This is a genomic window from Ruegeria sp. L12 (genome assembly GCF_056531745.1).
Genome location: NZ_JBQFMH010000013.1, coordinates 40,705 through 66,344 on the forward strand (window position 1 = coordinate 40,705; position 25,640 = coordinate 66,344).

The 25,640-nt window shown below is 62.1% G+C and carries 26 protein-coding genes; 12 read left to right on the forward strand and 14 right to left on the reverse strand.

Annotation, left to right across the window (positions count from 1 at the left end; all coding sequences use genetic code 11):
• Nucleotides 1-254: 254 nt before the first annotated feature.
• From ACR0K9_RS17775 to rbfA, 7 genes are all read right to left on the reverse strand, one after another.
• Nucleotides 255-1,355, reverse strand: coding sequence for a Hint domain-containing protein (locus ACR0K9_RS17775; protein ID WP_480825222.1), 1,101 nt, complete (start codon nucleotides 1,353-1,355; stop codon nucleotides 255-257).
• Between the two features lie 213 nt (nucleotides 1,356-1,568).
• Nucleotides 1,569-1,838, reverse strand: a complete 270-nt coding sequence (gene rpsO / locus ACR0K9_RS17780) for a 30S ribosomal protein S15 (RefSeq protein ID WP_480535812.1) — start codon at nucleotides 1,836-1,838, stop codon at nucleotides 1,569-1,571.
• 144 nt (nucleotides 1,839-1,982) lie between these two features.
• Entirely contained in the window at nucleotides 1,983-2,999 is a 1,017-nt protein-coding gene (locus ACR0K9_RS17785; RefSeq protein WP_480825224.1) for a calcium-binding protein, read from the reverse strand.
• Nucleotides 3,000-3,093: 94 nt separating this feature from the next.
• Entirely contained in the window at nucleotides 3,094-3,597 is a 504-nt protein-coding gene (locus ACR0K9_RS17790; RefSeq protein ID WP_480535816.1) for a DUF1643 domain-containing protein, read from the reverse strand.
• A 22-nt stretch (nucleotides 3,598-3,619) separates the two neighbouring features.
• Complete coding sequence (gene truB, locus ACR0K9_RS17795; protein ID WP_480825226.1) at nucleotides 3,620-4,525, reverse strand: tRNA pseudouridine(55) synthase TruB; 906 nt, start codon at nucleotides 4,523-4,525, stop codon at nucleotides 3,620-3,622.
• 54 nt (nucleotides 4,526-4,579) lie between these two features.
• Entirely contained in the window at nucleotides 4,580-5,323 is a 744-nt protein-coding gene (locus ACR0K9_RS17800; protein WP_480825228.1) for a phosphodiester glycosidase family protein, read from the reverse strand.
• Nucleotides 5,320-5,715, reverse strand: a complete 396-nt coding sequence (gene rbfA, locus ACR0K9_RS17805; protein WP_480825230.1) for a 30S ribosome-binding factor RbfA — start codon at nucleotides 5,713-5,715, stop codon at nucleotides 5,320-5,322. Before rbfA ends, ACR0K9_RS17800 begins: the two co-directional genes overlap by 4 nt.
• 92 nt (nucleotides 5,716-5,807) lie before the next feature.
• Here rbfA and dapB point away from each other — a divergent pair, with 92 nt between their 5' ends.
• Both dapB and ACR0K9_RS17815 read left to right on the forward strand, forming a co-directional pair.
• Nucleotides 5,808-6,617 (forward strand): 4-hydroxy-tetrahydrodipicolinate reductase, encoded by an 810-nt coding sequence (gene dapB / locus ACR0K9_RS17810; protein WP_480825232.1) that lies wholly within the window; start codon nucleotides 5,808-5,810, stop codon nucleotides 6,615-6,617.
• A 45-nt stretch (nucleotides 6,618-6,662) separates the two neighbouring features.
• Nucleotides 6,663-7,340, forward strand: coding sequence for a DUF2306 domain-containing protein (locus ACR0K9_RS17815; protein WP_480825234.1), 678 nt, complete (start codon nucleotides 6,663-6,665; stop codon nucleotides 7,338-7,340).
• Here ACR0K9_RS17815 and ACR0K9_RS17820 read toward each other — a convergent pair.
• The 3 genes from ACR0K9_RS17820 to tmpA are packed head-to-tail and all read right to left on the reverse strand — an operon-like array spanning nucleotide 7,327 to nucleotide 9,715.
• Nucleotides 7,327-7,995, reverse strand: coding sequence for an ureidoglycolate lyase (locus tag ACR0K9_RS17820; protein ID WP_480825236.1), 669 nt, complete (start codon nucleotides 7,993-7,995; stop codon nucleotides 7,327-7,329). The genes ACR0K9_RS17815 and ACR0K9_RS17820 overlap by 14 nt on opposite strands.
• Nucleotides 7,992-8,582, reverse strand: coding sequence for a (R)-1-hydroxy-2-trimethylaminoethylphosphonate oxygenase (gene tmpB / locus ACR0K9_RS17825; protein ID WP_480825238.1), 591 nt, complete (start codon nucleotides 8,580-8,582; stop codon nucleotides 7,992-7,994). The genes ACR0K9_RS17820 and tmpB overlap by 4 nt, the downstream gene beginning before the upstream one ends.
• Nucleotides 8,579-9,715, reverse strand: coding sequence for a 2-trimethylaminoethylphosphonate dioxygenase (tmpA, locus tag ACR0K9_RS17830; protein ID WP_480825240.1), 1,137 nt, complete (start codon nucleotides 9,713-9,715; stop codon nucleotides 8,579-8,581). The genes tmpB and tmpA overlap by 4 nt, the downstream gene beginning before the upstream one ends.
• 99 nt (nucleotides 9,716-9,814) lie before the next feature.
• Here tmpA and ACR0K9_RS17835 point away from each other — a divergent pair, with 99 nt between their 5' ends.
• Nucleotides 9,815-10,675, forward strand: a complete 861-nt coding sequence (locus ACR0K9_RS17835) for a LysR family transcriptional regulator (RefSeq protein ID WP_480825242.1) — start codon at nucleotides 9,815-9,817, stop codon at nucleotides 10,673-10,675.
• Here the strand turns inward: ACR0K9_RS17835 and ACR0K9_RS17840 are convergent, their stop codons facing one another.
• The gene (locus ACR0K9_RS17840; RefSeq protein WP_480535836.1) at nucleotides 10,676-10,858 is read right to left on the reverse strand and encodes a DUF1674 domain-containing protein; all 183 of its coding nucleotides are present in this window, start codon (nucleotides 10,856-10,858) and stop codon (nucleotides 10,676-10,678) included. It abuts the gene before it with no gap.
• A gap of 91 nt (nucleotides 10,859-10,949) precedes the next feature.
• Here ACR0K9_RS17840 and ACR0K9_RS17845 point away from each other — a divergent pair, with 91 nt between their 5' ends.
• From ACR0K9_RS17845 to ACR0K9_RS17875, 7 genes are all read left to right on the forward strand, one after another.
• Complete coding sequence (locus ACR0K9_RS17845) at nucleotides 10,950-12,209, forward strand: RsmB/NOP family class I SAM-dependent RNA methyltransferase (RefSeq protein ID WP_480825244.1); 1,260 nt, start codon at nucleotides 10,950-10,952, stop codon at nucleotides 12,207-12,209.
• A gap of 88 nt (nucleotides 12,210-12,297) precedes the next feature.
• Nucleotides 12,298-14,037, forward strand: a complete 1,740-nt coding sequence (locus ACR0K9_RS17850) for a heparinase II/III family protein (RefSeq protein ID WP_480825245.1) — start codon at nucleotides 12,298-12,300, stop codon at nucleotides 14,035-14,037.
• A gap of 22 nt (nucleotides 14,038-14,059) precedes the next feature.
• Nucleotides 14,060-15,649, forward strand: coding sequence for a bifunctional phosphoribosylaminoimidazolecarboxamide formyltransferase/IMP cyclohydrolase (gene purH, locus ACR0K9_RS17855; protein WP_480825247.1), 1,590 nt, complete (start codon nucleotides 14,060-14,062; stop codon nucleotides 15,647-15,649).
• On the forward strand, nucleotides 15,649-16,119 hold the full coding sequence (gene lspA / locus ACR0K9_RS17860; protein ID WP_480535844.1) for a signal peptidase II: 471 nt from the start codon (nucleotides 15,649-15,651) through the stop codon (nucleotides 16,117-16,119). The genes purH and lspA overlap by 1 nt, the downstream gene beginning before the upstream one ends.
• Before the next feature lie 50 nt (nucleotides 16,120-16,169).
• Nucleotides 16,170-16,679 carry a DUF3035 domain-containing protein gene (locus ACR0K9_RS17865; RefSeq protein WP_480825249.1) on the forward strand — a complete coding sequence of 170 codons (510 nt, stop codon included), beginning with the start codon at nucleotides 16,170-16,172 and terminating at the stop codon, nucleotides 16,677-16,679.
• Nucleotides 16,680-16,765: 86 nt separating this feature from the next.
• Nucleotides 16,766-18,106, forward strand: a complete 1,341-nt coding sequence (locus ACR0K9_RS17870) for a M16 family metallopeptidase (protein ID WP_480825251.1) — start codon at nucleotides 16,766-16,768, stop codon at nucleotides 18,104-18,106.
• Entirely contained in the window at nucleotides 18,103-19,413 is a 1,311-nt protein-coding gene (locus ACR0K9_RS17875) for a M16 family metallopeptidase (RefSeq protein ID WP_480825253.1), read from the forward strand. The genes ACR0K9_RS17870 and ACR0K9_RS17875 overlap by 4 nt, the downstream gene beginning before the upstream one ends.
• A gap of 21 nt (nucleotides 19,414-19,434) precedes the next feature.
• On the opposite strand, the gene ACR0K9_RS17880 is transcribed toward ACR0K9_RS17875, so the two are convergent.
• The 3 genes from ACR0K9_RS17880 to deoC all read right to left on the reverse strand — a co-directional run bounded on the left by ACR0K9_RS17880 (nucleotide 19,435) and on the right by deoC (nucleotide 23,676).
• The gene (locus ACR0K9_RS17880) at nucleotides 19,435-20,244 is read right to left on the reverse strand and encodes an SDR family oxidoreductase (RefSeq protein WP_480825255.1); all 810 of its coding nucleotides are present in this window, start codon (nucleotides 20,242-20,244) and stop codon (nucleotides 19,435-19,437) included.
• 24 nt (nucleotides 20,245-20,268) lie between these two features.
• Entirely contained in the window at nucleotides 20,269-22,602 is a 2,334-nt protein-coding gene (locus ACR0K9_RS17885; RefSeq protein ID WP_480825257.1) for an aldehyde dehydrogenase family protein, read from the reverse strand.
• Nucleotides 22,603-22,677: 75 nt separating this feature from the next.
• Nucleotides 22,678-23,676, reverse strand: coding sequence for a deoxyribose-phosphate aldolase (gene deoC / locus ACR0K9_RS17890; RefSeq protein WP_480825259.1), 999 nt, complete (start codon nucleotides 23,674-23,676; stop codon nucleotides 22,678-22,680).
• A 202-nt stretch (nucleotides 23,677-23,878) separates the two neighbouring features.
• On the opposite strand from deoC, the gene ACR0K9_RS17895 reads away from it, so the two are divergent.
• Together ACR0K9_RS17895 and ACR0K9_RS17900 are read left to right on the forward strand one after the other, a co-directional pair.
• Entirely contained in the window at nucleotides 23,879-24,832 is a 954-nt protein-coding gene (locus tag ACR0K9_RS17895) for a metal ABC transporter solute-binding protein, Zn/Mn family (RefSeq protein WP_480825261.1), read from the forward strand.
• Nucleotides 24,833-24,835: 3 nt separating this feature from the next.
• Entirely contained in the window at nucleotides 24,836-25,639 is an 804-nt protein-coding gene (locus tag ACR0K9_RS17900; RefSeq protein WP_480825263.1) for a metal ABC transporter ATP-binding protein, read from the forward strand.
• Nucleotide 25,640: the final 1 nt, after the last annotated feature.

Below are 25,640 nucleotides of genomic sequence, written 5' to 3' on the forward strand. Positions count from 1 at the left end.
TCCCGCCCCTGCGGGTCTCCGGTTTGCATGGCGGCCCCATTGCCGCCGACCCCACTTTATCTTCCATTCGAGTGCCGGGGTCAGGGGCACAACGTCTCAGATGCAGCGCCCATACATGAGAATGCGTGGGAAGAAAAGGGGAAGTGCGCTTTGCCCCACCGGTCAGGAGCGGGTGTCAGCCACCGGCCTTGTGGGGCGTGGGTCACAGGGTGCTTTCGGTTTGGGAAACACCCCGTGAAATCGCCAGCGCAGGGTCAGAAAGACGCCAGCGCGCGGGCTTCGCGGGATTTCAGCAAGGGCCGGGCCGGAGGGTATGGCGTGTTGTTCTGCGCCTCCAGTTCCGGAAACAGGTCGAGGATTTCCGCGCGCAGGTCCTTGTCGAGGCTGTTCAGGCCAACATTGCCGGGCAGGAAGCTCTCGGTCGCGGCACCGTTGCTGTAGATGATCTCGTGACGGTCAAAGAGGATGTGAAAATACTGAACCTCATCACAGGGCTGCAGGCGGATGGTGTCGTCATTTACCAGCGACTTGGCAGCGACCAGACATTCCGCCTCGCCAAACAGCATCTCGGCCTTCCACCCGGTCAACAAGACGCGGTGGTTTTGCGAGACGACAAGGTCACGATCATTGCCGATTGCGCCTGTGCGAAACACAATCGGCGCGCGGTTGCCGGTGCCGGGCACAGGGCGCCCGCCCAGCCAGCGGATCGGTTGCGCGCCATTGTCTTTGGTCAGCACCAGATCGCCCACACGAAGATCCTCAACCGCGACCGGCCCGGCCGGGGTTTCGATCAGAGTGCCGCGCGCAAAACACGGTGGCGGCGGCGGGACGTCGAAGGTGAAATCGCTGATCCCCGATCCACCGGTTGTCGAACCATCCGGCGCAGGGGTCGAGGTTATGACAACCTGTGACACCGGCCCGGCGGTCGAGAAAGTCAGACCGTTGGGAATTCCGGTGTCCGGGTCGATCAGGATATTGCCATTGGCATCCTGAGTGATGTTGATCGTTCCGCCCGAGCTTTGCGTGATCGTGATACTCGAAAGAGGGATCGGTTGCCCGTTCTCATCCAAAATAAGCACCCGATAGCCATCGTTGAACGATCCACTTGCATTCACCCCGTCCAGGCTGAAGGACAGATTGGTCACATCGTTGGAAAAGCTGAAATCAGCGGTGTTTTCGGTTGTCGCGAAATTCGAGTTGATATCGTTCCCGGATCCACCCGGATCGTCCGTTACCCAACTGCCGGTAAAGTCTGCTGTGACGGTTGTCGAGTTTGCCCCATCCGTGACAACGGTACTGCCATCTTGTGCCGTGCCTGTGCCATCCAGCCATACAGCTTGATCCAGTGTCGCCATTGCGTGTACTCATTAACATTACAAAACCAGTGAATAACTGCACGAGATCCACGGCACTGGTCAACCGCAGAATTCACCAGAGTAAACAGGGGATTTAGGGCAAGTCTCTGTCTTAACGCGGGAAAAACAGGGGCCGGAACGAAAAAACGCCCACCATGTGGCGGGCGTCTGAAAGGGTCTTGTGGCGGGTCTGAAAACCCGCGCAATCCGTGCTTAGCGGCGGATGCCGAGGCGTTTGATCAGGTCCTGGTAACGCGCTTCTTCTTTGCCCTTCAGATAGTCCAGCAGCTTACGGCGCTGAGCAACCATCTTCAGCAGACCGCGACGACCGTGGTTGTCTTTTTTGTGGGTCTTGAAGTGCTCGGTCAGGGTGTTGATGCGCGAGGTCAGGATGGCAACCTGGACTTCCGGCGAACCGGTGTCGCCGTCCTTGGTTGCGAATTCTTTCATGACGCGTGCTTTTTCAGCAGTTGTGATCGACATCGGGGTCTCCTTTAAAAGGTTAGAGTTGATGGCGCAGGCCGGGATGTCGTCCAGCGCAGGCCCATGGAGAAAACCGCACCGATTCCGATGCGGATGGGCGCGTATAGGCGCTTTTGGCGTGAATGGCAAAGGGATTCTGGTGGCTTAGCCGGTCGCGGTCATCTGCGCCAGATACGCCTCGGTTACCAGTTGAATGTCGTCAACGGTTAACCCTTCGGCCCCGTAAAGCTGGGCAACCTCTTCCCCGTTCACGCGAACATGAGTCAGGTCATTGCTTTCACTGTCTTTTTCGATCTCGATATCGGGTTCCTCAGGACCTTCCCAGGTGACCAACAGCTTGTCCTGGCCCACCTGGAAATCCATGATCGTGACGCTGTCCTGTTCCGGTTCGGTCTGAACCACGACCTCGTCACTGCCTGCGCCACCCGTCACCACATCGCCGCCCTGTGCGATCAGGATGTCGTCTCCCGCCCCGCCATTGAGGAAATCGCGTGCCTCTTCGCCCGGCCCGTCGTCACCGGTTAGAACATCGTCGCCATCGCCCCCGAACAAAGCGTCTTCGCCCGCGCCCCCGGCCAGATAATCGGCGCCTTTGCCGCCTTGCAGCGCGTCGTCGCCTTCGCCGCCCTCCAGCCTGTCGTCATCCTGACCGCCATAGAGGTTGTCATCGCCGTCACCGCCCTGCAGGGTATCTGCACCGAAATGGCCATAAAGCGTGTCGTCACCGGACTGCCCAGACAAAACATCCGCGCCCGCGTCGCCGTGCAACACATCATTCCCGGTGTTGCCCATCAGCACGTCGTCACCTTCGCCGCCATGCAGATCGTCGTTCCCCGTACCGCCATCGATCAGATCGTCGCCGCCATATCCGTTGATCTGATCGTCGCCCTCTTGCCCGGTCAAGGCGTCCGCGCCCTCATCGCCGGTGATGATCAAATCGCCTTCGTGGTCAGAGATTACCTCACCTTTGCCGACCTCCTCAGGATCAGCGGGATCGTCGATGTTCTCGTCAGCGTCCAGCAGGTTGCCCGTGGGCACGTCTTCCGCGACCGTGTCTTCGATGCGGTCGTCCTCATCCTCTTCCTTGGGGGCCAGGAGATCTCCCATCGCATAGGCTGCGCCGCCTATGGCGGCCAGTCCGAACAATCCGGCAAGAAACATGACACCCTCCGCAAGCACATCGCTTCGAGTGTGAAATATCCCATGCGATCAAGCGGTTGGTCAAAGCCAAGTTGGGGGTGTGGTTAACCCTTCGTCACCAGCGCTGAGGCTGCTGGGTATAGGCGATATAGAGCGGGTGTTTCGGATGCCCGCCCTTGGTCAGCCCCAGATGGAACAGTGGCTGTCCGGTGCCGCGCAGCAGGGTTTCCACCGCAGGGCCTCGCTCCAGATGCGCGCCGTGAGTGCCCCAGGCGGCGATGACCTGATCTGCCCATTCCACGCCATCCAGAATGGTGGCATCATTGGCAGGCCCCACTGGATCAGCAGCCGCTCGCATCTTGCGCGGGTCTGTGTCGCGCCATGCAAAGATGTTTGTGACCTGAAACGCCCCGAACCCCAAAGCGCGGGCGCGCCGTTCGCAGCGTTCAACCGTGGGGTCATTCTGCACCTCGGTCGCAGTCGACGGGTTCAGCATCACGAACAATGCCTTACGCCCCGCCGGGTCCCAGATGCGGGTCAGGCTATAGCGGTACTTTTCGCAATCGGAATAAACAGCGGTCGAGGGCGCGTCGCCCTTGGTATGGGAACGGGTGATCATGCCCTATCGCCTATCACGAGGTTCAGGCGACGAACACCCGGCTGGGATGCAATTCGCCGGATTTGTAGATGCCCACCGCCACGGCTTTGCCGTCCAGCGAGGCCCATGCTTCGTCGCCATATTCCACGTCCGAGGCCAGAACCATGCCCGGATTGCCATTGCGCAGGCGGGTGGCGCCTTCGGGCGTGCATTTCAGTTCGGGCAGGTCGGCGAGGCCGGTTTCCAGCGGGTGTAGATACTCGTCCAGCGCAGTAGTCTTGGCCATCTCGTCGATCTGTTCGATGGACAGGCCGTCTTCGGCCTCAAACGGGCCGGACCAGATGCGGCGCAGTTCGCGAACATGGCCATGGCAGCCCAAAGCCGCGCCCAGATCGCGCGCGATAGACCGCACATAACCGCCTTTGCCGCAGGTCATTTCCAGCACCACGTGGTCTTCGTCGGGGCGGTCGACCAGCACCAGTTCCTCGACCCACAGGGGCCGCGCGGTCAGTTCCACTTCCTTGCCATCGCGGGCCAGTTTATAGGCGCGCTGACCGTCGATCTTCACCGCCGAAAACTTGGGCGGAACCTGCATGATGTCGCCCAGAAATGGGGTCAGCGCCTGTTTGATATCCTCATCTGACGGGCGCGCATCGCTTTCGGCAATCACCTCGCCTTCGGCATCGTCGGTGTTGGTGGCCTGACCCAGCCTCACAGTGAAGGTATAGGCTTTCAACGCGTCGGTGATATAGGGCACGGTCTTGGTTGCCTCACCCAGCGCAACAGCCAGAACGCCGGTTGCCTCGGGGTCCAGCGTGCCCGCATGACCCGCCTTTTTCGCGTCCATCGCCCAACGCACCTTGTTGACCACCGCGGTCGAGGTCATGCCCGCAGGCTTGTCCACCACCAGCCAGCCCGAGATATCGCGGCCCTTGCGTTTGCGTCCCATCTTGCACCTTGCCTTTTGCTGAGGCGCGCCGGTTAGCGGATCACCCCGCCGCTGTCAATTTGTCGGGATGTCTTCCACGACACCCACGATCGGCCCTAGCGAAAAGCCCAGATCCGAACGCCCGCCCGCCCGGTCATACATGCGCGAGATATTGCCATCGAAGAACAGCGCATTCGGAGTCTGCAGCACATCGCGGAACAGGCTGCCGAATTCGTGGAAGGTGACGTAATCCTCGGATATCGCGAATACCGCGCGGGTGCCGTCATTGCTGGTGCCCACCCCGTTGCGCACATAACGCGAGGTCGAATCGGGCAGGAAACGCGGGTGCAGGTCTCCGTCGATCACCAGCATCGGGCCAGACTGGCTGGCGAACCGGCAGTTGGGGGTCTCATCGACGTATTGTAACGTCTCGATCACATCGGCGCGGCCGTCTCGGATGCAGAAGACTCCGTTGGGCAACAGACCGAAATTGCCGGGGCCGGCGTTGGCGATCACGCGCATGGCCTCCTGACCCTCTTCCACATAATGGCCGACAGGCGAGCGGTCATCGTGATACATGCCTGCATTCATGGCAAAGGCCAGCCGCTTGCCGCCGGGTTCCAGCGCTTCGTTCACTGACGAAAAGTGCCCCAACACCTCGCCGTTTTCGTCAGCGAGGAACAGCCGAAGATCTTCGCTGGCAGCATCCACCTCGCAGATGGTATAGCGCCTGTCTTCATGGGTGACCTTTTCACAGGTCACCGCCCCGGCCTGCGCGGCCCAAAGGACAGCGCCCAGTGTCAAAGCTGCGCGGATCACTCGTCCAGATCGCGGCGCACCGCGTCCTGTTCGAACATGCGGCGGGTGTCGTCCAGGCGGTCGAACGTGTCATCCAGCCGGAACCGCAGATCGGGCGAGAATTTCAGGCCGACCTTCTTGCCGACCGCGCGCCGCAACTCGCCCTTGTTGCGGGCCAGAAGTTCGATCACGTCCTCCCGTCCCTTGCCGCCCAGAGGCAACACATAGGCAGTGGCGATCTTCAGATCGGGCGAGGTGCGCACCTCGCCCACGGTGATCGACATACGGTTCAGGTCGGGGTCGTGGACATCTCCGCGCGCCAGAACCTCGGACAGGGTGCGGCGGATCAGTTCGCCGACACGCAGTTGCCGTTGGGACGGGCCGGGGCCATCGTGGAATTTGTTCTTTGCCATGTCTTCCGATCTAAGCCCAAAGCGGGGCTTTGCCAAGCGGGCGCGAACGGGGTAGGAGGCTTTGAGCCGACTTAGCGAAAAGGACCAGCGCAATGACCCATATTCCGGGTATCGTCATCACAGGGGCTTCGGGCCGCATGGGTCAGATGCTGATCAAGACCATCACCGACAGCGATCAGGCGCGTCTGGTGGGCGTGGTCGAGCGCAAGGGCCATGACTGGATCGGCCGGGACGTGGGCGAAGCCATGGGTGGCGCCGCGCTGGGCGTGACCGTTACCGACGACCCGCTGGAAGCGTTTGCGCAGGCACAGGCGGTGATCGACTTCACCGCGCCCGAAGCGACGCTGGAATTTGCCGCGCTGGCCGCACAGGCGCGGTGCGTGCATGTGATCGGCACCACTGGCATGAGCGACGAACAGATCGCCGCGCTGGAACCGGCGTCTCGCCACGCTGTGATCGTGCGGGCGGGCAACATGAGCCTTGGCGTAAACCTGCTGGTGCAACTGACCAAAAAGGTGGCTGCCGCGCTGGATGAGGATTTCGACATCGAGGTGATCGAAGGCCACCACCACCACAAGGTCGACGCGCCCTCGGGCACCGCGCTGATGCTGGGCGAGGCCGCTGCCGAGGGGCGCGGGGTCAATCTGGCGGATGTGTCCGACCGGGGCCGCGACGGCATCACCGGCGCGCGTCAACGCGGCAATATCGGTTTTCACGCCATTCGCGGTGGCGACATCGTCGGCGAACACGACGTCCTGTTCGCCGCCCCCGGTGAACGTATCGTGCTGCGCCACCTGGCCACCGACCGCGCCATCTTTGCCCGTGGCGCGCTGAAGGCGGCGCTGTGGGGGCAGGGTAAGGCGCCGGGTCAGTACGATATGGTGGACGTTCTGGGGCTATAAGCCATAGACGGATCGCCTGCCGACGTTAAGCTCAGGCATATGCGAATGCTGAAATCCGGACTGGCAACTGCTGTATTGCTGGTGGTGTTTTACCTGACACTGCTGCCATTCGTGCTGCACGGGTTTGGTATGATCGGCATCGGGTTGTCCGAAAGCGCGGCTGAGCGAAGCTATCTGTTCGCGGACGGACATAGTGTCGGCAACGCGGCCATAATGCTGCATATCCTGGCAGGATCGGTGCTGGTGGCGCTGGTTCCGCTGCAACTGATCCGCACCCTTCGTCACAGGCTCAACCGGTTTCATCGCGTATTGGGTGCGGTGCTGATCGCGCTGGCGTTGATCACCGGACTGGCCGGGATGGTTTATATTCCGCTGCGCGGAACGATCGGCGGGCCAGTGATGTCGGTTGCGTTTTTTCTCTATGGGCTGTGTCTGTTCACGTCGGCGTTCATGCTGGCGCGGATGGCGCTGAGCGGCAACCGCGCGGAGCACTGGGCCTGGGGGCTGCGGCTGTTCTGGCTGGCTTTGGGGTCGTGGTTGTATCGGCTGCACTATACGCTGTGGTATCTGCTGACCGGTGGGCTGGGATCCGAGCACGATTTCTCGGGCCCGTTCGATCTGGTTCAGAACTTCGCGTTTTTCGTACCTTATCTGCTGGCAGTGCAGTTCTGGATCATTCGCAAGCGTCCAGCGCATCAAGGCGCGTTGGTTACACGTCCTTGATCTTGTCCGCGCGCAGTGGGCAAGCCAGATAGACGCCGAACTCTTTGCCGATATCGGCACTGACCCGTGCGTGAACCTTTCCCTGCCGGTCGAGGAAACGCTGACTGTCTTCGACCGGAAAAATCCCCTCGTGCCAGATGCCGGGATGGATATAGAGCCCGCGTGAGCCATCGCACCAGAACGCCACCACCTTTTCAGGTGTCAGGTTGTCGCCGGGCAGGGCGGCGGGAACGACGAAGGGCTTGTTGTCCAAAGGCCAGAACATCTGTCCGCCGTCGGGGTGGTAGTTCATGTGCCACAGCAGAACCTGATCGCGCGGCGCGGTTTGACGGTCTGTCTGCGCACTCTGCGGGTCGGCAGACCAGCCGAGGACATAGTGGCCTTTGACCGCCTCGTTCTCGCCATACAGTACGTCGCCCTGCCAGTCGCATTTGAACGTGCCCTCGACCCAGCCGCCTTCGTCACCGGTGCCTTCGTCGATGGGCCGCCAGCCCTGCTGGGGCCAACGGGTGATCTCGATCTCGAATCCCTCTGGGTCATCGACGAGACAGCCGTAACCCTTGACCGACTGTTCCGTTGCCCGGATCAGAGGAACCTCATGCCACGGCAGCGAGGGTTTTGAGCTGGCCTCGAAGATATATTCCGGTGCGTTCATGCTGCCCCCAGATGCCTGTCGACCATACGCTGCACCATCGGTGCGAAATGGGCGAAATCAGGGGTTTCCATATCTGCGCGTTTGCCCGCTTCGTCCAGATAGCGCACCTGAATGATCTCTTTCAGGTTCGGATTGGCCTCGAATTCTGCAACCTCCTCGGCGCTCATCGGGCCGCCCTGCAATTCCAATGTGTGGACCGAGGCGGTCGACAGGCGGTTGAAATACTCGGGTTTGGTGGCGCAGAGATAGCGTTTCGCCGCCACGTGATAGCGGCAGCAATCGGTGATGACCGAGGGGAAGAACTGCTCCAGCACCTCGGCGCCCGCGTCCTCGTGGTGGCGGTTCTCGGTATCGTCGGGGTGATAGGTGCCGAACTCGGACGTGAAATGGCCGATGTCGTGCAGCAGCGCGCCGACGATGATCTCTTCGGGCTGACCGTTCTGTTCGGCGATGGTTGCACCTTGTAGCATGTGCTCGGCCATGGTGACAGGTTCGCCCAGATATTCCTCGCCGCCGCGGCGGTCAAAGATATCGCCGATGAAAGCGACGATATTGTCGCGGTTCAGGCTTGAGAAATCAGGTTTCATTCTGCTGCCTCAGGCGTTGCGGCCTTCATGGCCGCCAGTGTCGACAGCAGACCGTCCTTGTCGGCATAACAGCCCTGTAGCCAGCGCGAGCCTGCGCCCGAATAGCCAAGCCGCGCGTGCAGCACGCGGGTGTTGTCGACAATAAAGCTTTCGCCCGGTTCCAGTTTGAACGACACGCCCATTGCCGGATCGTCGATGATTTCGCCCAACTGGCGATAGGCGGCGTAATACGCCTCCATCTTGTCGAAGGGCACGTCCACGAAGGGCGCGGACGAGCGATTGTTGAAGCGGATACCGATCAGTTCGCCATCCGGCGACAGTTCGATCATCGGGCGGCGCGAACGCAGGCAGACCCCGTCCGAGCCCTTGTATTCGAACCGCGCCGGGTAACCGGCCAACAGGGCAAAGCCTTCGGGGTTCTCGGCGCGCAGACGTTCAGCGGCGCGGAACCCGTCAACCACGATGGAATCGCCGCCTTCGGCTGAATTCTCCAGACAATAAAGGATTTGCAGCGTCGGCACCGGGTCGCGGTACGGGTTGTCGGTATGCGCCTGCAGGCCCAGCCCGGTATAAGCGAGGTTGGTTGGGTTCACCTCGGTGCGGACCTCGAAATAGGGGCCATAGTTTGTCTCGCGCACGTAACCGAACAGGTCGGCCACTTTCAGCAGCGATTCCGGCTCGGTCGGGCCGCCGGTCAGCTTGGCAAAGCCGAACTCGGCGACGGCGGCCAGCCAGTCGCGCTTGGCGGTCGGGTTGGCGTGCACTTGATCCCAATCCCCGCTGGGCGCGTCGATGCCGCGTTCCCAAGTGGTGATGCCGGGGGCGATGCGCCCGATTTCAGCGGTCTGCGCCCGATCATAGCTGTGATCGGCCAGCCAGGCGGCGGGGAACGTCACGGTCTTGTCCTCGGGCTGGAACGTGACGCTGAGATCACGGTTCACCACATCTGCGGCGCTGACCGAGATATCCGTGGGGATATCGCCGATTGTGATCAGGCGCTGACCATTGCCGGGGGCGCGGGTGTCAGGATCCAGCGCGTTGTCACGCAGCCAGATGGCGTGGAAACGGGACCGGGTGCCATCGGTAAATTCAACGGTGACCACGGAGGGGTCAAAAGTGGCAGAGCGCAGCATGGGGTCTCTCCTGTTCAGCGCGGGCTTTGCTTGAGCAGATACGCCCTTCATGGCATTACGACAATTAATCCTTATTGCGACTGAGGGGTGGAAAATCTTATGGCTAAGAAGAAGATCGGATTGCCCCCGCTGGACTGGCTGCGCGTGTTCGAAGCGGCTGGGCGGTTGGGCGGGTTTTCCGCCGCTGCGCGTGAATTCGGGCTGACGCAGGCCGCGGTCAGCCAGCGGATCGGCAACCTCGAGGCCTGGCTGGGCCGGTCGCTGTTCGTGCGCGAGGCGCGCGGTGTGTCGCTGACCATCGAGGGCGAAAGCTATCTGCCTCTGGTGCAGGACAGTCTGCAGGCGCTGGAGCGCAATACCGAAGACCTGTTCGGCAAATCCCCGCGCGAGTTGCGGGTGGCGGGGCTGTCGTCTCATATTCACGCGCTGGTACTGCCTGCTTTGCCCGCGTTTCTTGAAACGCGTCCCAAGGTACAGGTGTTGACGGATTCCATGGCCCGCCGCTCGTCGCTGGAGGAAGAGCGGACATGGCTGCAAATCCGGTATGGCCGTGGCGTTTGGCCCGGACGTCAGGCGCAGCTGATTGCGCCCGAGGTTCTGGTGCCGATGGCTGCGCCGGGCGTTGATTGGGGCGCGCCGCTGATAGACCTGCGCGGAGAACGCCCGGGCTGGCAGGACTGGGCGCGGAGTACAGAGGTCGAAGACTTGCCAACCGGTCGGATCAGTTTCGATTCCATTGGCCACGCGATTACCGCAGCGCGGCAGGGCATGGGGGTGGTGCTAGGATCGGTGCCGTTAGCCGCAGGTCCTTTGCAGGCCGGAGGGCTGTGCCGGTTGGATCAACCCGAGCTAAAGACAAAAGACGGATACTGGCTGACATGGCCCGAAGACCGGGTTCGGTCGAAACGCCAGCGGGGGTTGATCGACGACTTTCTGCAGGCGTTGCGGGATGCGACCTGATCAGAAGTCGATGGCGATGCCCTTCTTTTCCCAATCGCCGTAACGGGCGGGATCGGGACCGTCGCGGCCGCCCAGCTCTTTGGGACGCGCCTTTGCTTCGGCCTCGGCCTTCTTGCGACGATCCTCGGCCTCGGCGAGGGCGCGCTGGGCGGCGGGGGGCAGGTCTTTGCGCTCGTCACTCATGACATCGGGTTCCTTTCCGTTCTGCGCCTTGATATACGCCCTCGTCCGCCCAAGGCAATGCGGGCAAAGGTCACGAGGGACTCTCAGCATCATGTCAAATTCCGCAACAGCCGCGCGGCGCAGCGCAATCTATCTGCTGGACCAGATATTGGGCGAGGGGCGGCTGTTGCCTGAATGTCTGGCGGCAGGCGCACTGGATCGTCTGGCCCCCGAGGATCGCGCCCGGGCGCAACGGTTGACCATCGAGACCCTGCGCGGGCTGGAACGCGCCGACCGGTTGCTGGCCGATCATCTGCGGCAGACGCCCGCGCTGACCGTTCATAACGCCTTGCGGCTGGGCACGGTCGAGCTGTGTCAGGGTGAGGCCGCGCATGGGGTGGTCAATTCGATGGTCGAGATCGTCGGCCGCTCGCGCAAGCATGGGCGGCTGAAGGGGTTGGTGAACGCTGTTCTGCGCAAGATTGCCGCCGATGGGCCGGATGCGTGGCCCAAGATGCGCGTGCCCCGTCTGCCGGATTGGCTGCGCGATCCGCTGATCATGGCGTGGGGCGACGACGCGGTGAAGGGTGTGGAGCAGGCCCATTTCCACGGCGCGCCCTTGGATGTGACATTGAAACCGGGGGCCGAGGCCCCGGGCGGAGAGTTTTTGTCTACTGGTTCGGTCCGGCTGCAGGAGGCCGGGCAGGTGTCCGCTCTGCCGGGTTACAAGGCCGGGGGCTGGTGGGTACAGGACGCGGCGGCGGCGCTGCCGGTTCGGGTTTTGGCCCCGAAAGCGAGGGAAAAGGTGCTGGACCTTTGCGCCGCGCCGGGCGGCAAGACGCTGCAACTGGCGGCGGCAGGGGCGGAAGTCACTGCGCTGGATATCTCTGAGGCGCGGCTTGCACGGGTGCGTGAAAATCTGGATCGCACCGGGTTGAAGGCCAAGGTGATTGCCGGCGACGCGCTGGAGCATCAGGGGCAGTACGACGCCATCCTGCTGGACGCGCCCTGTTCAGCAACGGGTACGATTCGCCGACATCCCGATCTGCCGTTCGCCAAGGACGGCTCGGAATTCGGTGGGCTGATCGAATTGCAGGCACAGATGCTGGCCCATGCCTGGACCCTGCTGAAACCCGGCGGGCGGTTGGTCTATTGCACCTGTTCGCTGCTGCCGGACGAGGGCGAAGTTCAGATCGAAGAGGCGCTGGATCAACACCCCGATATGCAGATCGACCGCGCGGCGCTAGCGATTGCGGGGGTTGAGGCCGCCTGGATCACCGAAGAAGGCGGCCTGCGTCTGCGCCCCGATTATTGGCCTGATACCGGCGGAATGGACGGGTTCTATATCGCCTGTCTGAACAAATCCGCCTGAGGCGACGCTTTTCGATGACTTGACGAACGGACCGGTCTATCGTGTGGTCAAGCGCCCGCAGAGCGCAAGGGGCAGAATCGCAAGCGTCATGTCAAACTCGGACACAATGGCCAATCGCTGGACGCGGTTTCAGAACCGTCTTTACGCGCGTCTGAGCCAAAGGCAAAAACCCGTCGCCGGTTTCGTCGGTCAGCCCGAGCCGCGCACGGTTGGCTCGTTTGCGCGCGGGCGACAGCTGGTGGCCGGAAACCTGCTGTTTGCGGGTTTTCTGGTCGAGGCCGATGATACCGAACTGTGGGACGTGATTGCCCCCAGTACGGATTTCGATGCCGAACGTCATGGCTTTGCCTGGCTGGACGATCTGGCCGCTGTCGGAGACTTCCGGTCGCGCGAAAAAGCGCAGCGATGGGTCTGGGGCTGGATCGCGGCGCATGGGCGCGGGCACGGCCCCGGCTGGGCCCCGGATCTGACGGGTCGCCGGGTGATGCGCTGGATCAATCACGCACTGTTTCTGTTGCGGGGGATGGATGAGGCGCAAAGCAGGCTTTTTTTCCGGTCGCTGGCGCAACAAACATGGTTCCTGTCCAAACGCTGGACTTCGGCAACGCCGGGTCTGCCCCGGTTCGAGGCGCTGGGCGGTCTTGTGCAGGCCGGACTGGCGCTGGAGGGGTTGGAGCAGATGGCAGACCCCGCGCTCAAGGCTCTGGCGCGCGAATGCGAGCGTCAGATTGATGCCGAAGGCGGTATCCCGACCCGCAACCCCGAGGAATTGCTTGAGGTCTTCACGCTGTTGGCCTGGACCTCTGCCGCGCTCAGCGAAGTAGGCCGGGGTACCCCAGCGGCCCAGACCGAGGCGATCCGCCGGATCGCGCCGACCCTGCGCAATCTGCGTCATGCGGATGGCGCGCTGGCACGGTTCCATGGCGGTGGACGCGGGCTTGAGGGGCGGCTGGACCAGGCGTTGGCGCAGAGCGGGGTGAAACCGCAGGATCATTCGGACCTGTCGATGGGCTTTGCGCGGCTGGCGGCCTCGCGGACCACGGTGCTGGTGGATGCCAGCGCGCCGCCAAAAGGGGCTGCGTCCTATAACGCCCATGCCTCGACCCTTGCGTTCGAGCTGACGTCGGGCCGCCGTCCGCTGATCGTAAATTGCGGTTCGGGCGGCAGCTTCGGGCAGGACTGGCGCCGGGCGGGTCGGGCCACGCCCTCGCATTCGACGCTGTGTGTCGATGGATATTCCAGCGCGCGCCTTGCCGCGCCGATGAAAGGCGCGGCGCATGAGGCAATGGTCGATGGCCCGCAGGATGTGCCGGTGGATTTCGAGGATGCCTTCGAAGGTACACGGTTCATGGCGGGACATGACGGGTATGCCAAAGTGTTTGGCCTCACGCATGCCCGAACCCTAGAGCTGCGCTTTGACGGGCGCGAGCTGATCGGCGAGGACATTCTGCTGACCGCCACCGACAAGGCCAAGCGGCAGTTCGACCGTGCGATGGACGCCGCCAACCTCAAGGGGATCGCGTTTGAACTTCGGTTTCATCTGCATCCGGACGTGGATGCGGCGCTGGATTTGGGCGGCGCGGCGGTGTCGATGGCGCTGAAAAGCGGTGAGATATGGGTTTTCCGCCATGATAACATCGGAAAATTGTCAGTTGAGCCAAGCGTTTATCTTGAAAAAGGCCGTCTGAAGCCGCGCGCGACAAAACAGATCGTTCTATCTGGCCGCGCAATGGAGTATGCGACGCGCATCCGGTGGACGCTCAGCAAGGCTCAGGATACAGCCTATGCCGTGCGGGATACGCACCGGGACGAGCCCGTTTTCGACTGACGCCAAAAGGACCTTTGGACCCATGACCGATCTTCACCCCGTGCGCCGCGCGTTGCTTTCCGTTTCCGATAAGACCGGGCTGATCGAATTGGGAAAGGCGCTGGCCGAGCGCGGGGTTGAGTTGCTGTCGACGGGCGGCACGGCACGCGCGCTGCGCGATGCGGGGCTGGACGTGAAGGATGTCAGCGAAGTGACCGGCTTCCCCGAGATGATGGACGGCCGTGTGAAAACTCTGCACCCAATGGTGCATGGCGGCCTGCTGGCGCTGCGCGACAACGACACCCATGTGGCCGCGATGGACGAACACGGCATCGGTGCCATCGACCTGCTGGTGGTGAACCTCTACCCGTTCGAGGCGACCGTGGCCAAAGGCGCGGATTACGATGAATGTGTGGAGAATATTGACATTGGCGGCCCGGCGATGATCCGTGCGGCGGCCAAGAACCATGCCTTCGTCAACGTGGTTGTGGATGTCGAGGATTACGAGAAGCTGCTGGGCGATATGGACCAGCACAACGGCGCGACCTGCCCGAAATTCCGCCGTAAGCTGGCGCAAAAGGCCTATGCCCGCACCGCTGCCTATGACACCGCCGTGTCCAACTGGCTGGCCGACGCGCTGGAGCTTGAGGCCCCGAAACGCCGCGCCTTTGCCGGTGAGCTGAAACAGACCCTGCGCTATGGCGAGAACAGCCACCAGTCGGCGGCGTTCTACGTGGATGGCTCAGGCCGTCCGGGCGTGGCGACGGCGGTGCAGCATCAGGGCAAGGAGCTGAGCTACAACAACATCAACGACACCGACGCCGCGTTCGAGCTGGTGGCCGAGTTCGACCCCGCCGACGGCGCCGCCTGCGCCATCATCAAACACGCCAACCCCTGCGGAGTGGCCAAAGGCGCAACGTTGCTGGACGCATATAAAGCTGCGTTCGATTGCGACCGCACCTCGGCCTTCGGCGGCATCGTCGCGCTGAACCAGCCGCTGGACGCGGAAACTGCGCAGGAGATTACCGGCATCTTTACAGAAGTGGTGATCGCACCCGGCGCATCGGATGAGGCCAAGGCGATCTTTGCCGCCAAGAAGAACCTGCGCCTGCTGACGACCGATGCGCTGCCGGATGTGACCGCCGGAGGCAAGACCGTGCGTCAGGTGGCCGGTGGGTTGCTGGTGCAGGACAAGGATAACGGCTTTGTCGGCATGGATGACCTGAAAGTCGTCACCAAAAAGGCCCCAACCGAAAAACAGATGCGCGACCTGCTGTTCGCCTGGAAAGTCGCCAAACACGTGAAATCCAACGCTATCGTCTATGTCAAAGACGGCGCAACCGTGGGTGTTGGCGCCGGGCAGATGAGCCGCGTCGACTCGGCGTTGATTGCCGCCAAAAAGGCCGAACGCATGGCTGATACCCTGGGGTTGTCCCAGCCGCTGACCATCGGCTCGGCGGTGGCGTCGGACGCATTCTTCCCCTTCCCCGACGGGTTGATGGAGGCGGCGCAGGCGGGCGCGACCTGCGTGATCCAGCCCGGTGGTTCGATGCGCGATGACGAGGTGATCGCGGCAGCGGATGAGGCCGGTCTGGCGATGGTCTTCACCGGTATGCGGCATTTCCGGCACTGATGCGAAACGCACTCCTCCTCTGGGCCGGTCTGGCCGCCTTCCTGATCGACCAGATCAGCAAGTATCTGGTCGTTCACGTCCTGCGCGTGGCCGAAGGTCAGATCGACGTTTTGCCGCCGTTTCTGGTGTTCAGATACGGCGAGAATCGCGGCATCAATTTCGGCCTGTTTCAGGGCGACAGCGATGCCGCGCGCTGGGTGCTGATCGGAATATCTCTGGTCATCTGCGTCGGCGTTCTGATCTGGCTGGGACGTACTGCACCAACGAAATTCATGCTGCTCTGTGGCGGGCTGCTGATCGGCGGTGCGCTGGGAAATGTCGTAGACCGTGTGCTTTACGGCTATGTTCTGGATTTTCTGAACATGTCCTGCTGCGGCATCAACAACCCCTATGTGTTCAACCTGGCGGATGTGTTCATATTTGCGGGAGCATTGGGCCTGGTGCTGTTTGACGGCAAAAAGCGCTCGTGACCTGCCCGGAGATATGCGATAAAAGCGCCTGAAACTGGCTGGAGACACTTATGCGACTGCCGTGCGCCATTCTTGTCCTGACACTCGCGGTTGCGGGCTGTTCCGATGTTGGCTTGCGCCAACTGAAGGCTCCGGGGCAGGGGCCGGATGAATTCTCGGTTCTGCCGGTCAAGCCGCTGACCCAGCCCAAGGATTACGCGTTTCTGCCTGCTCCCACACCGGGTGGGGCGAATCTGACCGATCCCAACCCCAAAGCGGAAGCAGTGGTTGCGCTGGGCGGCAGTGAATCTGCCCTGAACCCCAACACTACGGTGCCCTCGAGCGATGCCGCACTTGTGACAGCGTCCAGTCGGTATGGCGTTCCGGCCAACACCCGGCAGGTGGTTGCCGAAGAAGACGCCGCGTTCCGCAAGCGCAGGGGCCGCTGGACCCGCCTGCGCCTGTTCCCGGTCGACCGCTACGCACAGGTCTATGAAAATCAAGGCATCGACGCGAATGAGGTGAATGAGGCAGCGCGCACGCGCGGGCTTGAGACTCCATCGGCACCGCCACTGGAATGAATTCTTCTTAACTTTCCGTCATTGGCCTTGAACCCGCGCGGTGCCACCGTAGTTTGAGCATCAGCAAACGAAACGGAGGACGCCCCATGGTTCGGGCCCTGGCAATGTCGGCAGCCCTGATCGCAGCCACCCCTCTTTGGGCGCAAGAGGGGCACGAGGCGGTCACAACTTTCACGCTGGATAACGGAATGGATGTCGTGGTGGTCGAGGACCATCGCGCGCCCGTCGTGCAGCATATGGTCTGGTATCGGGCCGGGTCGGCGGATGAGCCGGTTGGCTCGTCCGGGGTGGCGCATTTTCTGGAACATCTGCTGTTCAAGGGCACCGATACGCTGGCCCCCGGTGAATTCTCGGCCACGGTCGCGGCCAATGGCGGCAATGACAACGCCTTTACGTCTTATGACTACACCGCCTATTTCCAGCGCGTCGCCGCCGACCGGCTGGAGCTGATGATGCGGATGGAGGCGGATCGGATGCGCAATATCCGCCTGACCGAAAACGATATCGCGACCGAGCGCGACGTGATTCTGGAAGAACGCAACCAGCGCACCGAAAACAGCCCGCGCGCCCTGTTCGGTGAACAGATGGGCGCGGCGCAGTATCTGAACCATCGCTATGGCGTGCCGATCATCGGCTGGCAACATGAGATGGAGACGCTGGATATGGGTGACGCGCTGTCCTTCTACCAGACCCATTATGCGCCCAATAACGCCATTCTGGTGGTCACAGGCGATGTCGACCCGGCCGAGGTCAAATCGCTGGCAGATCAGTATTACGGCGTGATCCCGGCCAATCCCGATCTGGGTGAACGCGAACGATCCCAGGAGCCACCCCAGACAGCCGAGCGTCGCCTGACCTTCAAGGACGCACGCGTGGCGCAGCCCTATGTGCAACGCAGCTATCTGGCGACGGAACGCGATGCGGGTGCGCAGGAAAAGGCGGCCGCCCTGTTTTTGCTGGCGGAATTGCTGGGTGGTGGCACGACCTCGTATCTGAATGAAAAACTGCAGTTCGAGCAGCAGAAGGTGGTCTATGCCGGTGCGTTCTACCGTGGCGTATCGCTGGATGACACGACGTTCGACCTGCTCGTCGTTCCCGCCGAAGGCGTATCGCTGCAAGAGGCGGAAGAGGCGATGGACCAGACCGTAGCCGATTTCATCGCCGAAGGCGTCAATGAAGACGATCTTGACCGGATCAAGATGCAGCTGCGGGCCTCGCAGATCTATGCGCGTGACAATGTGGACGCCATCGGCAACCGCTATGGCCGGGCGCTGACCAGTGGCCTGACAGTCGAGGACGTGCAGGCCTGGCCCGATATCCTGCAGGCCGTGACCGGGGATGAGATCATTGCGGCAGCGCGCGAGGTTCTGCAGCCTGAGACCTCGGTCACCGGCTGGCTGATGCGTGACGATGAGGTGACCCAATGAAACGAATCTTCGCGACCCTGATCGCTTTCTTCATCGCCCTGCCTGCCTGGGCTGAGATTGATATCAAAGAAGTCACTTCCCCCGCCGGTATCAAGGCCTGGCTGGTCGAGGATCACGCGATCCCCTTCACCGCGCTCGAATTGCGGTTCCGTGGCGGGACCTCGCTGGATGATCCCGACAAGCGCGGTGCGGTCAATCTGATGAGCGGCCTGATCGAAGAAGGCGCAGGCGACATGGACGCCCGCACCTACGCGCGCGAGATCGAGTCTCTGGCGGCCTCGTTCAGCTATCGCGCCACGGATGACACCGTTTCGATCTCGGCTCGGTTTCTGACCGAAAACCGGGATGAGGTGATCGACCTGCTGCGCACCACCATTCACGAGCCGCGGTTCGATCAGGATGCGATTGACCGGGTGCGCGCTCAGGTGATCTCGGGGCTGAGATCGGATCAGACCGATCCGAACGACATTGCCGGGCGCAGCTTTGCGCAGATGGCTTATGGCGACCACCCTTATGGATCGGATGGCAAGGGAACGATCGAAAGCGTCTCGGCACTGACGCGCGAGGATATAGTGACGGCCTATGACAATATCTTTGCCAAGGACCGGCTGTACGTCGGCGCGGTGGGCGACATTACGGCCGAAGAACTGGGCGTATTGCTGGATACTTTGCTGGAGGATCTGCCCGCCACCGGCAAACCCATTCCCGACCGGGCCGAAGTGACCATTCCCGGCGGCATCAGCGTGGTCGAGTTTGACACCCCGCAATCAGTGGCCCTGTTCGGCCATGCGGGGATCGACCGCGATGACCCGGATTTCTTTGCGGCGTTTGTCCTGAACCACATTCTGGGCGGTGGTGGGTTCGAAAGCCGTCTGATGCAGGAAGTGCGCGAGAAGCGTGGCCTGACCTATGGCGTCTCGACCTTCCTTGTGCCCAAGGATCTGGCCTCAGTCTATCTGGGGTCGGTGTCTTCGGCCAATGACCGCATTGCCGAGGCGGTCGAGGTGATCCGCGACGAATGGGCCCGCGCTGCAACCCAGGGTGTGACGCAGAAAGAACTGGACGACGCCAAGACCTATCTGACCGGAGCTTATCCGCTGCGTTTCGACGGCAATGGCCAGATCGCGGGGATCATGGTCGGGATGCAGATGGAAGACCTGCCGATCGACTATATCGCCACCCGTAATGACAAGGTGAACGCGGTGACGTTGGAAGATGTGAACCGCGTGGCGTCGGAGCTTTTGGACCCGGACGGGCTGCATTTCACCGTGGTGGGCCAACCGGTGGGTCTTGAGACCACGAACTAAAGGCAGTGGGGTGAGCTGGGCTTACCCCTTTTTCATGCTGCGCAACATCTGCCCCATCATCTGACCGAACTTGCCCGAGCCGCGCTGATACAACGCGCCATCGACGGCCAGAACCGTACCGCTGATATAACTGGCCATGTCGGAACTCAGGAACAGGCAGGCGTTGGCCACATCTTGCGGCTGACCCCAGCGGCCCAAGGGCACATCGCGGCGCAGCGCCTCGCCTGCATCCGGGGTGGGGGCCAGACGTTTGGCGCCTTCGGTGCCTTCGATGAATCCCGGCACGACCGAGTTCACGCGGATACCCTCGACACCCCATTCCATCGACAGCGTTCGGGTGATCTGATCGACCCCCGCCTTGGCGGCGCAGACATGGGCCTGGCCCTCGTAGGGCAGATAGGATTGCGGGGCCGAGATGTTGATGATGCTGGCACCGGGGCGTTTGAGATAGGGATAGGCCCCCTTCATCACATGGATCGTGCCCATCAGGTCGATGTCGATCACGGTTTTGAAGGCGTTGACCGACATCTCGGATGCCAGCGCAGGGAAGTTCCCCGCCGCGCCCGAGACCAATACGTCAAACTCGCCAAACGCGTCGTGGAACTGTTTCAGGCTCGCCGCCACGGCCTCGGGGTCGCGCACATCGAATGCCGCGCCGATGGCATCTTGCGCCCCGGCTGCCTTAAGCACCGCGACGGTGTCATCCACTTTCTCCTGCGAGCGGCTGGCAACGGCCAGCTTCGCGCCAGCCGCCGCAAACGTTTCGGCGATGCCCCGGTTGATACCGCTGGTGCCGCCGATGACGATGACGGTCTTGCCTGAAAAATCCATGTGGGCCTCCCTTAGTCGGGAGCCCTACTCGCCGTAGGGCACCCAGATGTTCTTCACTTCGGTCGAAGCCTGCAGGAAGCGGCGGGAATGGTCCATGCTCCAGTCAAATGCCGTCGCGTTATTGACCCAGGTGCGTTTGAGGTTCCCGGCGGAGACGGCTTCGATCTCTTTCGACAGATCGGTAGACGAGAACGACCAGACCGCATCCACGTTCAGATGCGAGGCCAGTGGTTTCGCCAGTTCAACATGGCTGCCGGTCAGGATATTGACCACACCTGCGGGCACGTCCGAGGTTTCGAGGATCTGGTAGAAATCGGTCGCGGCCAGTGGGTAGGGCTCGGAAGCCGCCAGAACCACCCGATTGCCCATCGCAATCGCCGGGGCCATGGCCGAGACCAGTCCTAGCAGCGGTGCTTCGTCAGCGCACAGCGCGCCGATAACGCCGACCGGTTCCTTCATGGCAATGGCGACGCCCCGGATCGGAACGCCATGCACCTGACCGTCATACTTGTCGGCCCAGGCGGCGGCGGTGAACAGGCGCTGGATCGAAGCTTCGACCTCTTTTGCGCCGTCCTTCTTACCGGTCATGGCGTCGATGCGGGCGGTGAATTCACCTGCACGGGCCGAGAGGTTTTCGCCGATGTAATACAGAATCTGCGCCCGCAGATGGCCGGTGGTGTTGGACCAGCCTTTGGCCCCCGCCGCAGCCTCGACCGCGTTGCGCACGTCCTTGCGATTCGCCAGACCCACATGACCCAACAGACCGGATTTGCCCCAAACAGGTTTCGAGTAGCCACTATCGGGCCGCGCCTGCTTGCCGCCGACATACATCTTGGCGGTGCGGTCGACGGGGTCGACCGGGGCACCTTCGCCCATGGCCGCCTCGACCTTCGCCAGAGGCTTGGGTTTGCCCTTGGGCTTGGTATAGGCCGCCAGCCCTTCCCAGCCGCCTTCGCGGCCAAATCCGCTTTCCCGCACGCCGCCGAACCCGGCGGCTGCGTCGAACAGGTTGGTGGCATTCACCCAGACCACGCCCGCGACCAGCTTAGGCGCGATATCCAACGCCAGGTTCACGTTCTCGGTCCAGACCGTCGCGGCCAGCCCATAACGGGTGTTGTTGGCCAGCTCGACCGCCTCCTCTGGTGTGCGGAATGTCGAAGAGACCAGTACGGGGCCAAAAATCTCTTCCTGCATCAACGGATCGGATGTCTCGAGACCCGAGATCAGCGTCGGCGGGTAAAAACAGCCATTCGCAGGCAGTTCGCAGGCGGCCTGATGCACGTGGCCAACCGTGTTGCTCTCGACCATCCCCTTGATGGTCTGCAATTGAACAGGGTCTACCACCGCACCCACGTCGATGCATTTGTCCAGCGGATCACCGATACGCAGATTGTCCATCCGGGCGCGCAGCTTGTCGTGGAAGCGGTCGGCGATGCCTTCCTGCACCAGCAGGCGCGACCCGGCGCAGCAGACCTGACCCTGATTGAACCAGATCGCGTCAACCAGGCCCTCGATGGCGGAATCGATATCGGCGTCGTCAAAGACGACATAGGCGGACTTGCCGCCCAGCTCCAAGGTCAGTTCCTTGCCGGAACCCGCCGTCGCCTCTCGAATACGCCGCCCCACTACGGTCGAGCCGGTGAACGCGATCTTGTCCACGTCCGCGGCCACGATCATCTCGCCCACCGCGCCATCGCCGGTAACGATGTTGACCACACCCTTGGGCAATCCAGCCTGCGAGCAGATGTCAGCGAACAGCAGCGCGGTCAGCGAGGTATATTCGGCCGGTTTCAGAACCACCGTATTTCCCATCGCCAGCGCGGGCGCGATCTTCCACGCCAGCATCAGTAGCGGGAAGTTCCACGGGATGATCTGCCCGCACACACCCAAAGCCTCTGCATCCGGCAACTCGCATTCCATCAACTGCGCCATGCCGGCGTGATAATAGAAATGCCGCTGCGTCAGCGGGATGTCGATGTCCCGCGATTCCCGGATCGGCTTGCCGTTGTCGAGGCTCTCCAGCACCGCAAACAAGCGCGAGTGCTTCTGCAGCAGCCGCGCAATGGCATAAAGGTACCGCGCCCGGCCCGCGCCGCCCAGACCCGCCCAATTCGGCTGCGCCTTCCGGGCGGCGGCAACGGCGGCGTCCACATCGGCTTGTTTCGCCTGTGTCAGCTTGGCCAGAACCTCTCCGGTCGCGGGATTGCGGCTGTCGAACCCTTTGCCGGGCTTGGTGAAGGCGCCGTCGATATAGTGGCCAAACTTGTCACCCCGATCGACCAGCCAGGCCAAAGCCTCGGCAGCGCTTTCGGGGGCGGGGCCGTAATCCATGGTTTCGAAAATCTCTTTGACTGTCATTGTTCTTGTCCTTTTCCCGGGGCTTCGCCCGTTCGGCACTGAAATCGCTCCACCGGAGCGATTTCCAGGCGTGCCTCACCCCATAGAGTGACGGTAGCCAGCCGAGTAAGACCCGGTGACATAGTGTTCCAACTGCCGCTCGATATCACCCAGCAGCGACGACGCGCCAAAGCGGAACAGGTCCGGTTCCAGCCAGCGATCGCCCAACTCGTCCTTGATCAGCGACAGGTAAACCAGAGCGTCCTTGGCCTTGGAAATCCCGCCTGCAGGCTTGTACCCAACGCGATAGCCGGTGCGGTCGTAATAATCGCGGATCGCGCGGATCATCACCAATGAGACGGGCAGAGTGGCGTTGACGCTTTCTTTCCCTGTCGAGGTCTTGATGAAATCCGCCCCCGCCATCATGCACACCAGCGAGGCGCGGGCGACGTTGCGCAGGCTGCCCAGCTCTCCAGTCGCCAGAATGGCCTTCACATGCGCATCACCGCAGGCGACGCGAAAGGCCTTCATCTCGTCATACAACGCCTGCCAGTCGCCTGACAGCACGTGGCGGCGCGAGATAACGATGTCGATCTCCTCGGCCCCGGCCTTCACGCTTTCCTCGATCTCGGCCACACGCAAGTGGAACGGAGACAGCCCGGCAGGGAAACCAGTGGAGACCGCGGCAACCGGAATACCGGTGCCGGTCAACGCCTCAACAGCGGTTTCGATCATGTCGTGATAGACGCAGACCGCCCCGGTGGTGATCGCGGGCATATCCAGTGCCTGCAGGGTTGCGGGCGACACCGGCTGGCGCGCCTTGGCGCACAGACGGCGCACGCGGCCCACCGTATCGTCGCCCGACAGGGTGGTCAGGTCGATCATGGTGATCGCCTTTAGCAGCCATGCCGCCTGATACTCCTTCTTCACCGACCGCCGCCCGGGCAGGGTCGCGGCGCGGCGTTCGATGGCCGAAGTGTTGGCTTGCACCGCGCGTACCCAATCCAGATCCAGATCCATCCCCGGATTCCGGGGCTCGGTCACTTGCGGCAGATGCGCGGTGCGCACGGGGCTTTCTGAGCTCTGCGTATCCATCTTCACGTCCTTTGGGAAGTTTGCGCCAAAATCGCACGGCACGCAGCCGAATGGAAGGCATGAGGGGCAAAGGATCGTCAATTTTTTGACCAAATGGAAAAATAAACCAAGTTTTGTTGAGAATAATTCTCAATAGCATTGACTAAGTTGCGAATGGTTCTCATATTCAATCGCAACAGGAAGCCTAATGTGAGGTCTGAACATGATTCGCCGCAGTTTTCTTGCTGCACTGGCTGTTGCCGCCTCGGTGCCGTTTGCCGCATGGGCAGAGGCGCCGCTGAAAGTGGTCGCCACCACCGGCATGATAGCGGACGCCGCGCGTCAGGTCGGCGGTGATCAGGTCGAGGTGAAGGGCCTGATGGGCCCGGGTGTCGACCCGCATGCCTATCGCCAGACCCGTACCGATATCGTGGCTATGACCCGCGCTGATGTCGTGCTGTGGCACGGGCTGTACCTTGAGGCCCAGATGGAAGAGTTTTTTCACGGGCTGGAGCGTAAGCGCACTGTGATCGCCGTGGCGGATGGTGTCGACAAGGCCAAGCTGCGTGCTCACGATGACTATGCCGACAAATACGACCCGCATCTGTGGATGAACCCGGTCTTGTGGCGCGACGTGGTGGTCGAGGTGCAGAAGGCACTGACCGAGGCGCGCCCCGAAGCCGCCGACCTGTTTGCCGCCAACACGCAGGCGTTTCTGGCCGAGATCGACCAGTTGGACTCGTATGGCAAGCAGATGCTGGCTGCCGTTCCGGAAAACAACCGCGTGCTGGTGACCGCGCATGATGCCTTTGGCTATTTCGGCGTCGAATATGGCTATGAAGTGCTGGGCATTCAGGGCATCTCGACCCAGTCCGAGGCAGGTTTGAACCGGATTGGTGAGATGGTCGATACATTGGTCGATCGCCAGTTGACCGCTGTCTTCGTCGAAAGCTCGGTCTCGGATCGCTCGATGCGCGCATTGATCGAAGGGGCGGCTGCCAGGGGGCATGATGTCTCTGTCGGGGGCGAGCTGTTTTCTGATGCCATGGGCGAGCCTGGCACATACGAGGGCACCTATATCGGGATGCTGGATCACAACATCACTGTGATTGCCGGCGCATTGGGCGCGGATGTGCCCGCGCGTGGGCTGAACGGTAAATTGTCGGCGGGATTTTAAACCATGTTGGAACTTGCAGCAGTTCAGGGCGTCGCAATCGAAGAGCAGGGCGTTGAAACCAGCCCGCTGGCCGTTCGCGGCCTGACGGTCTCATACGGTCAGAAACCTGCCGTGTTCTCGGTGGACATGACCGTACAATGTGGTGCCATGACCGCCATCATCGGTCCGAACGGGGCCGGGAAATCCACCCTTCTGAAAGCGGCCCTTGGGATCGTGACGCCGCTGTCAGGCAGGGTGACCGTTTTCGGGGAACCGCTGGAGTCGCAACGGGCGCGGATCGCCTATGTGCCGCAGCGCGCAAGCGTCGATTGGGACTTTCCCACCCGAGTGATCGATGTGGTCCTGATGGGACTGTCGCGGCAACTGGGCTTGCTGGGCCGTGTGCGTATGCGCCACAAGTCGGCGGCGATGGATTGTCTGAACCGGGTGGGGATGCGCGATTTTGCCGACCGCCAGATTGGTCAGTTGTCGGGCGGTCAGCAGCAGCGGGTGTTCCTGGCCCGAGCGCTGGCGCAGGATGCGGATTTGTATCTGCTGGACGAACCCTTTGCCGGGGTCGATGCGGCGACGGAAAAGGCCATCATCGCGGTGCTGAAATCGCTGAAAGAGGCCGGCAAGACGGTCGTCGTCGTGCATCACGATCTGGCCACGGTCGCCGACTATTTCGACCATGTGTTCCTGATCAACACCCGCAAGGTCGCCGAAGGCCCGGTCGCCGAATCCTTCACCGCCGAGACCCTGCAATCCGCTTACGGAGGCCGTCTGGCCACTGCGCAAATCGACCAGATCTCGCGCGCGCTGGGGTAAA

What these genes read in the sequence shown, in the direction of transcription:
- ACR0K9_RS17775 (WP_480825222.1), bottom strand. Translation starts at nt 1,355, where the DNA reads ATGGCGACACTGGATCAAGCTGTATGGCTGGATGGCACAGGCACGGCA.
- rpsO (WP_480535812.1), bottom strand. Translation starts at nt 1,838, where the DNA reads ATGTCGATCACAACTGCTGAAAAAGCACGCGTCATGAAAGAATTCGCA.
- ACR0K9_RS17785 (WP_480825224.1), bottom strand. Translation starts at nt 2,999, where the DNA reads ATGTTTCTTGCCGGATTGTTCGGACTGGCCGCCATAGGCGGCGCAGCC.
- ACR0K9_RS17790 (WP_480535816.1), bottom strand. Translation starts at nt 3,597, where the DNA reads ATGATCACCCGTTCCCATACCAAGGGCGACGCGCCCTCGACCGCTGTT.
- truB (WP_480825226.1), bottom strand. Translation starts at nt 4,525, where the DNA reads ATGGGACGCAAACGCAAGGGCCGCGATATCTCGGGCTGGCTGGTGGTG.
- rbfA (WP_480825230.1), bottom strand. Translation starts at nt 5,715, where the DNA reads ATGGCAAAGAACAAATTCCACGATGGCCCCGGCCCGTCCCAACGGCAA.
- dapB (WP_480825232.1), top strand. Translation starts at nt 5,808, where the DNA reads ATGACCCATATTCCGGGTATCGTCATCACAGGGGCTTCGGGCCGCATG.
- ACR0K9_RS17815 (WP_480825234.1), top strand. Translation starts at nt 6,663, where the DNA reads ATGCTGAAATCCGGACTGGCAACTGCTGTATTGCTGGTGGTGTTTTAC.
- ACR0K9_RS17820 (WP_480825236.1), bottom strand. Translation starts at nt 7,995, where the DNA reads ATGAACGCACCGGAATATATCTTCGAGGCCAGCTCAAAACCCTCGCTG.
- tmpB (WP_480825238.1), bottom strand. Translation starts at nt 8,582, where the DNA reads ATGAAACCTGATTTCTCAAGCCTGAACCGCGACAATATCGTCGCTTTC.
- tmpA (WP_480825240.1), bottom strand. Translation starts at nt 9,715, where the DNA reads ATGCTGCGCTCTGCCACTTTTGACCCCTCCGTGGTCACCGTTGAATTT.
- ACR0K9_RS17835 (WP_480825242.1), top strand. Translation starts at nt 9,815, where the DNA reads ATGGCTAAGAAGAAGATCGGATTGCCCCCGCTGGACTGGCTGCGCGTG.
- ACR0K9_RS17840 (WP_480535836.1), bottom strand. Translation starts at nt 10,858, where the DNA reads ATGAGTGACGAGCGCAAAGACCTGCCCCCCGCCGCCCAGCGCGCCCTC.
- ACR0K9_RS17845 (WP_480825244.1), top strand. Translation starts at nt 10,950, where the DNA reads ATGTCAAATTCCGCAACAGCCGCGCGGCGCAGCGCAATCTATCTGCTG.
- ACR0K9_RS17850 (WP_480825245.1), top strand. Translation starts at nt 12,298, where the DNA reads ATGTCAAACTCGGACACAATGGCCAATCGCTGGACGCGGTTTCAGAAC.
- purH (WP_480825247.1), top strand. Translation starts at nt 14,060, where the DNA reads ATGACCGATCTTCACCCCGTGCGCCGCGCGTTGCTTTCCGTTTCCGAT.
- lspA (WP_480535844.1), top strand. Translation starts at nt 15,649, where the DNA reads ATGCGAAACGCACTCCTCCTCTGGGCCGGTCTGGCCGCCTTCCTGATC.
- ACR0K9_RS17865 (WP_480825249.1), top strand. Translation starts at nt 16,170, where the DNA reads ATGCGACTGCCGTGCGCCATTCTTGTCCTGACACTCGCGGTTGCGGGC.
- ACR0K9_RS17870 (WP_480825251.1), top strand. Translation starts at nt 16,766, where the DNA reads ATGGTTCGGGCCCTGGCAATGTCGGCAGCCCTGATCGCAGCCACCCCT.
- ACR0K9_RS17875 (WP_480825253.1), top strand. Translation starts at nt 18,103, where the DNA reads ATGAAACGAATCTTCGCGACCCTGATCGCTTTCTTCATCGCCCTGCCT.
- ACR0K9_RS17880 (WP_480825255.1), bottom strand. Translation starts at nt 20,244, where the DNA reads ATGGATTTTTCAGGCAAGACCGTCATCGTCATCGGCGGCACCAGCGGT.
- ACR0K9_RS17885 (WP_480825257.1), bottom strand. Translation starts at nt 22,602, where the DNA reads ATGACAGTCAAAGAGATTTTCGAAACCATGGATTACGGCCCCGCCCCC.
- deoC (WP_480825259.1), bottom strand. Translation starts at nt 23,676, where the DNA reads ATGGATACGCAGAGCTCAGAAAGCCCCGTGCGCACCGCGCATCTGCCG.
- ACR0K9_RS17895 (WP_480825261.1), top strand. Translation starts at nt 23,879, where the DNA reads ATGATTCGCCGCAGTTTTCTTGCTGCACTGGCTGTTGCCGCCTCGGTG.
- ACR0K9_RS17900 (WP_480825263.1), top strand. Translation starts at nt 24,836, where the DNA reads ATGTTGGAACTTGCAGCAGTTCAGGGCGTCGCAATCGAAGAGCAGGGC.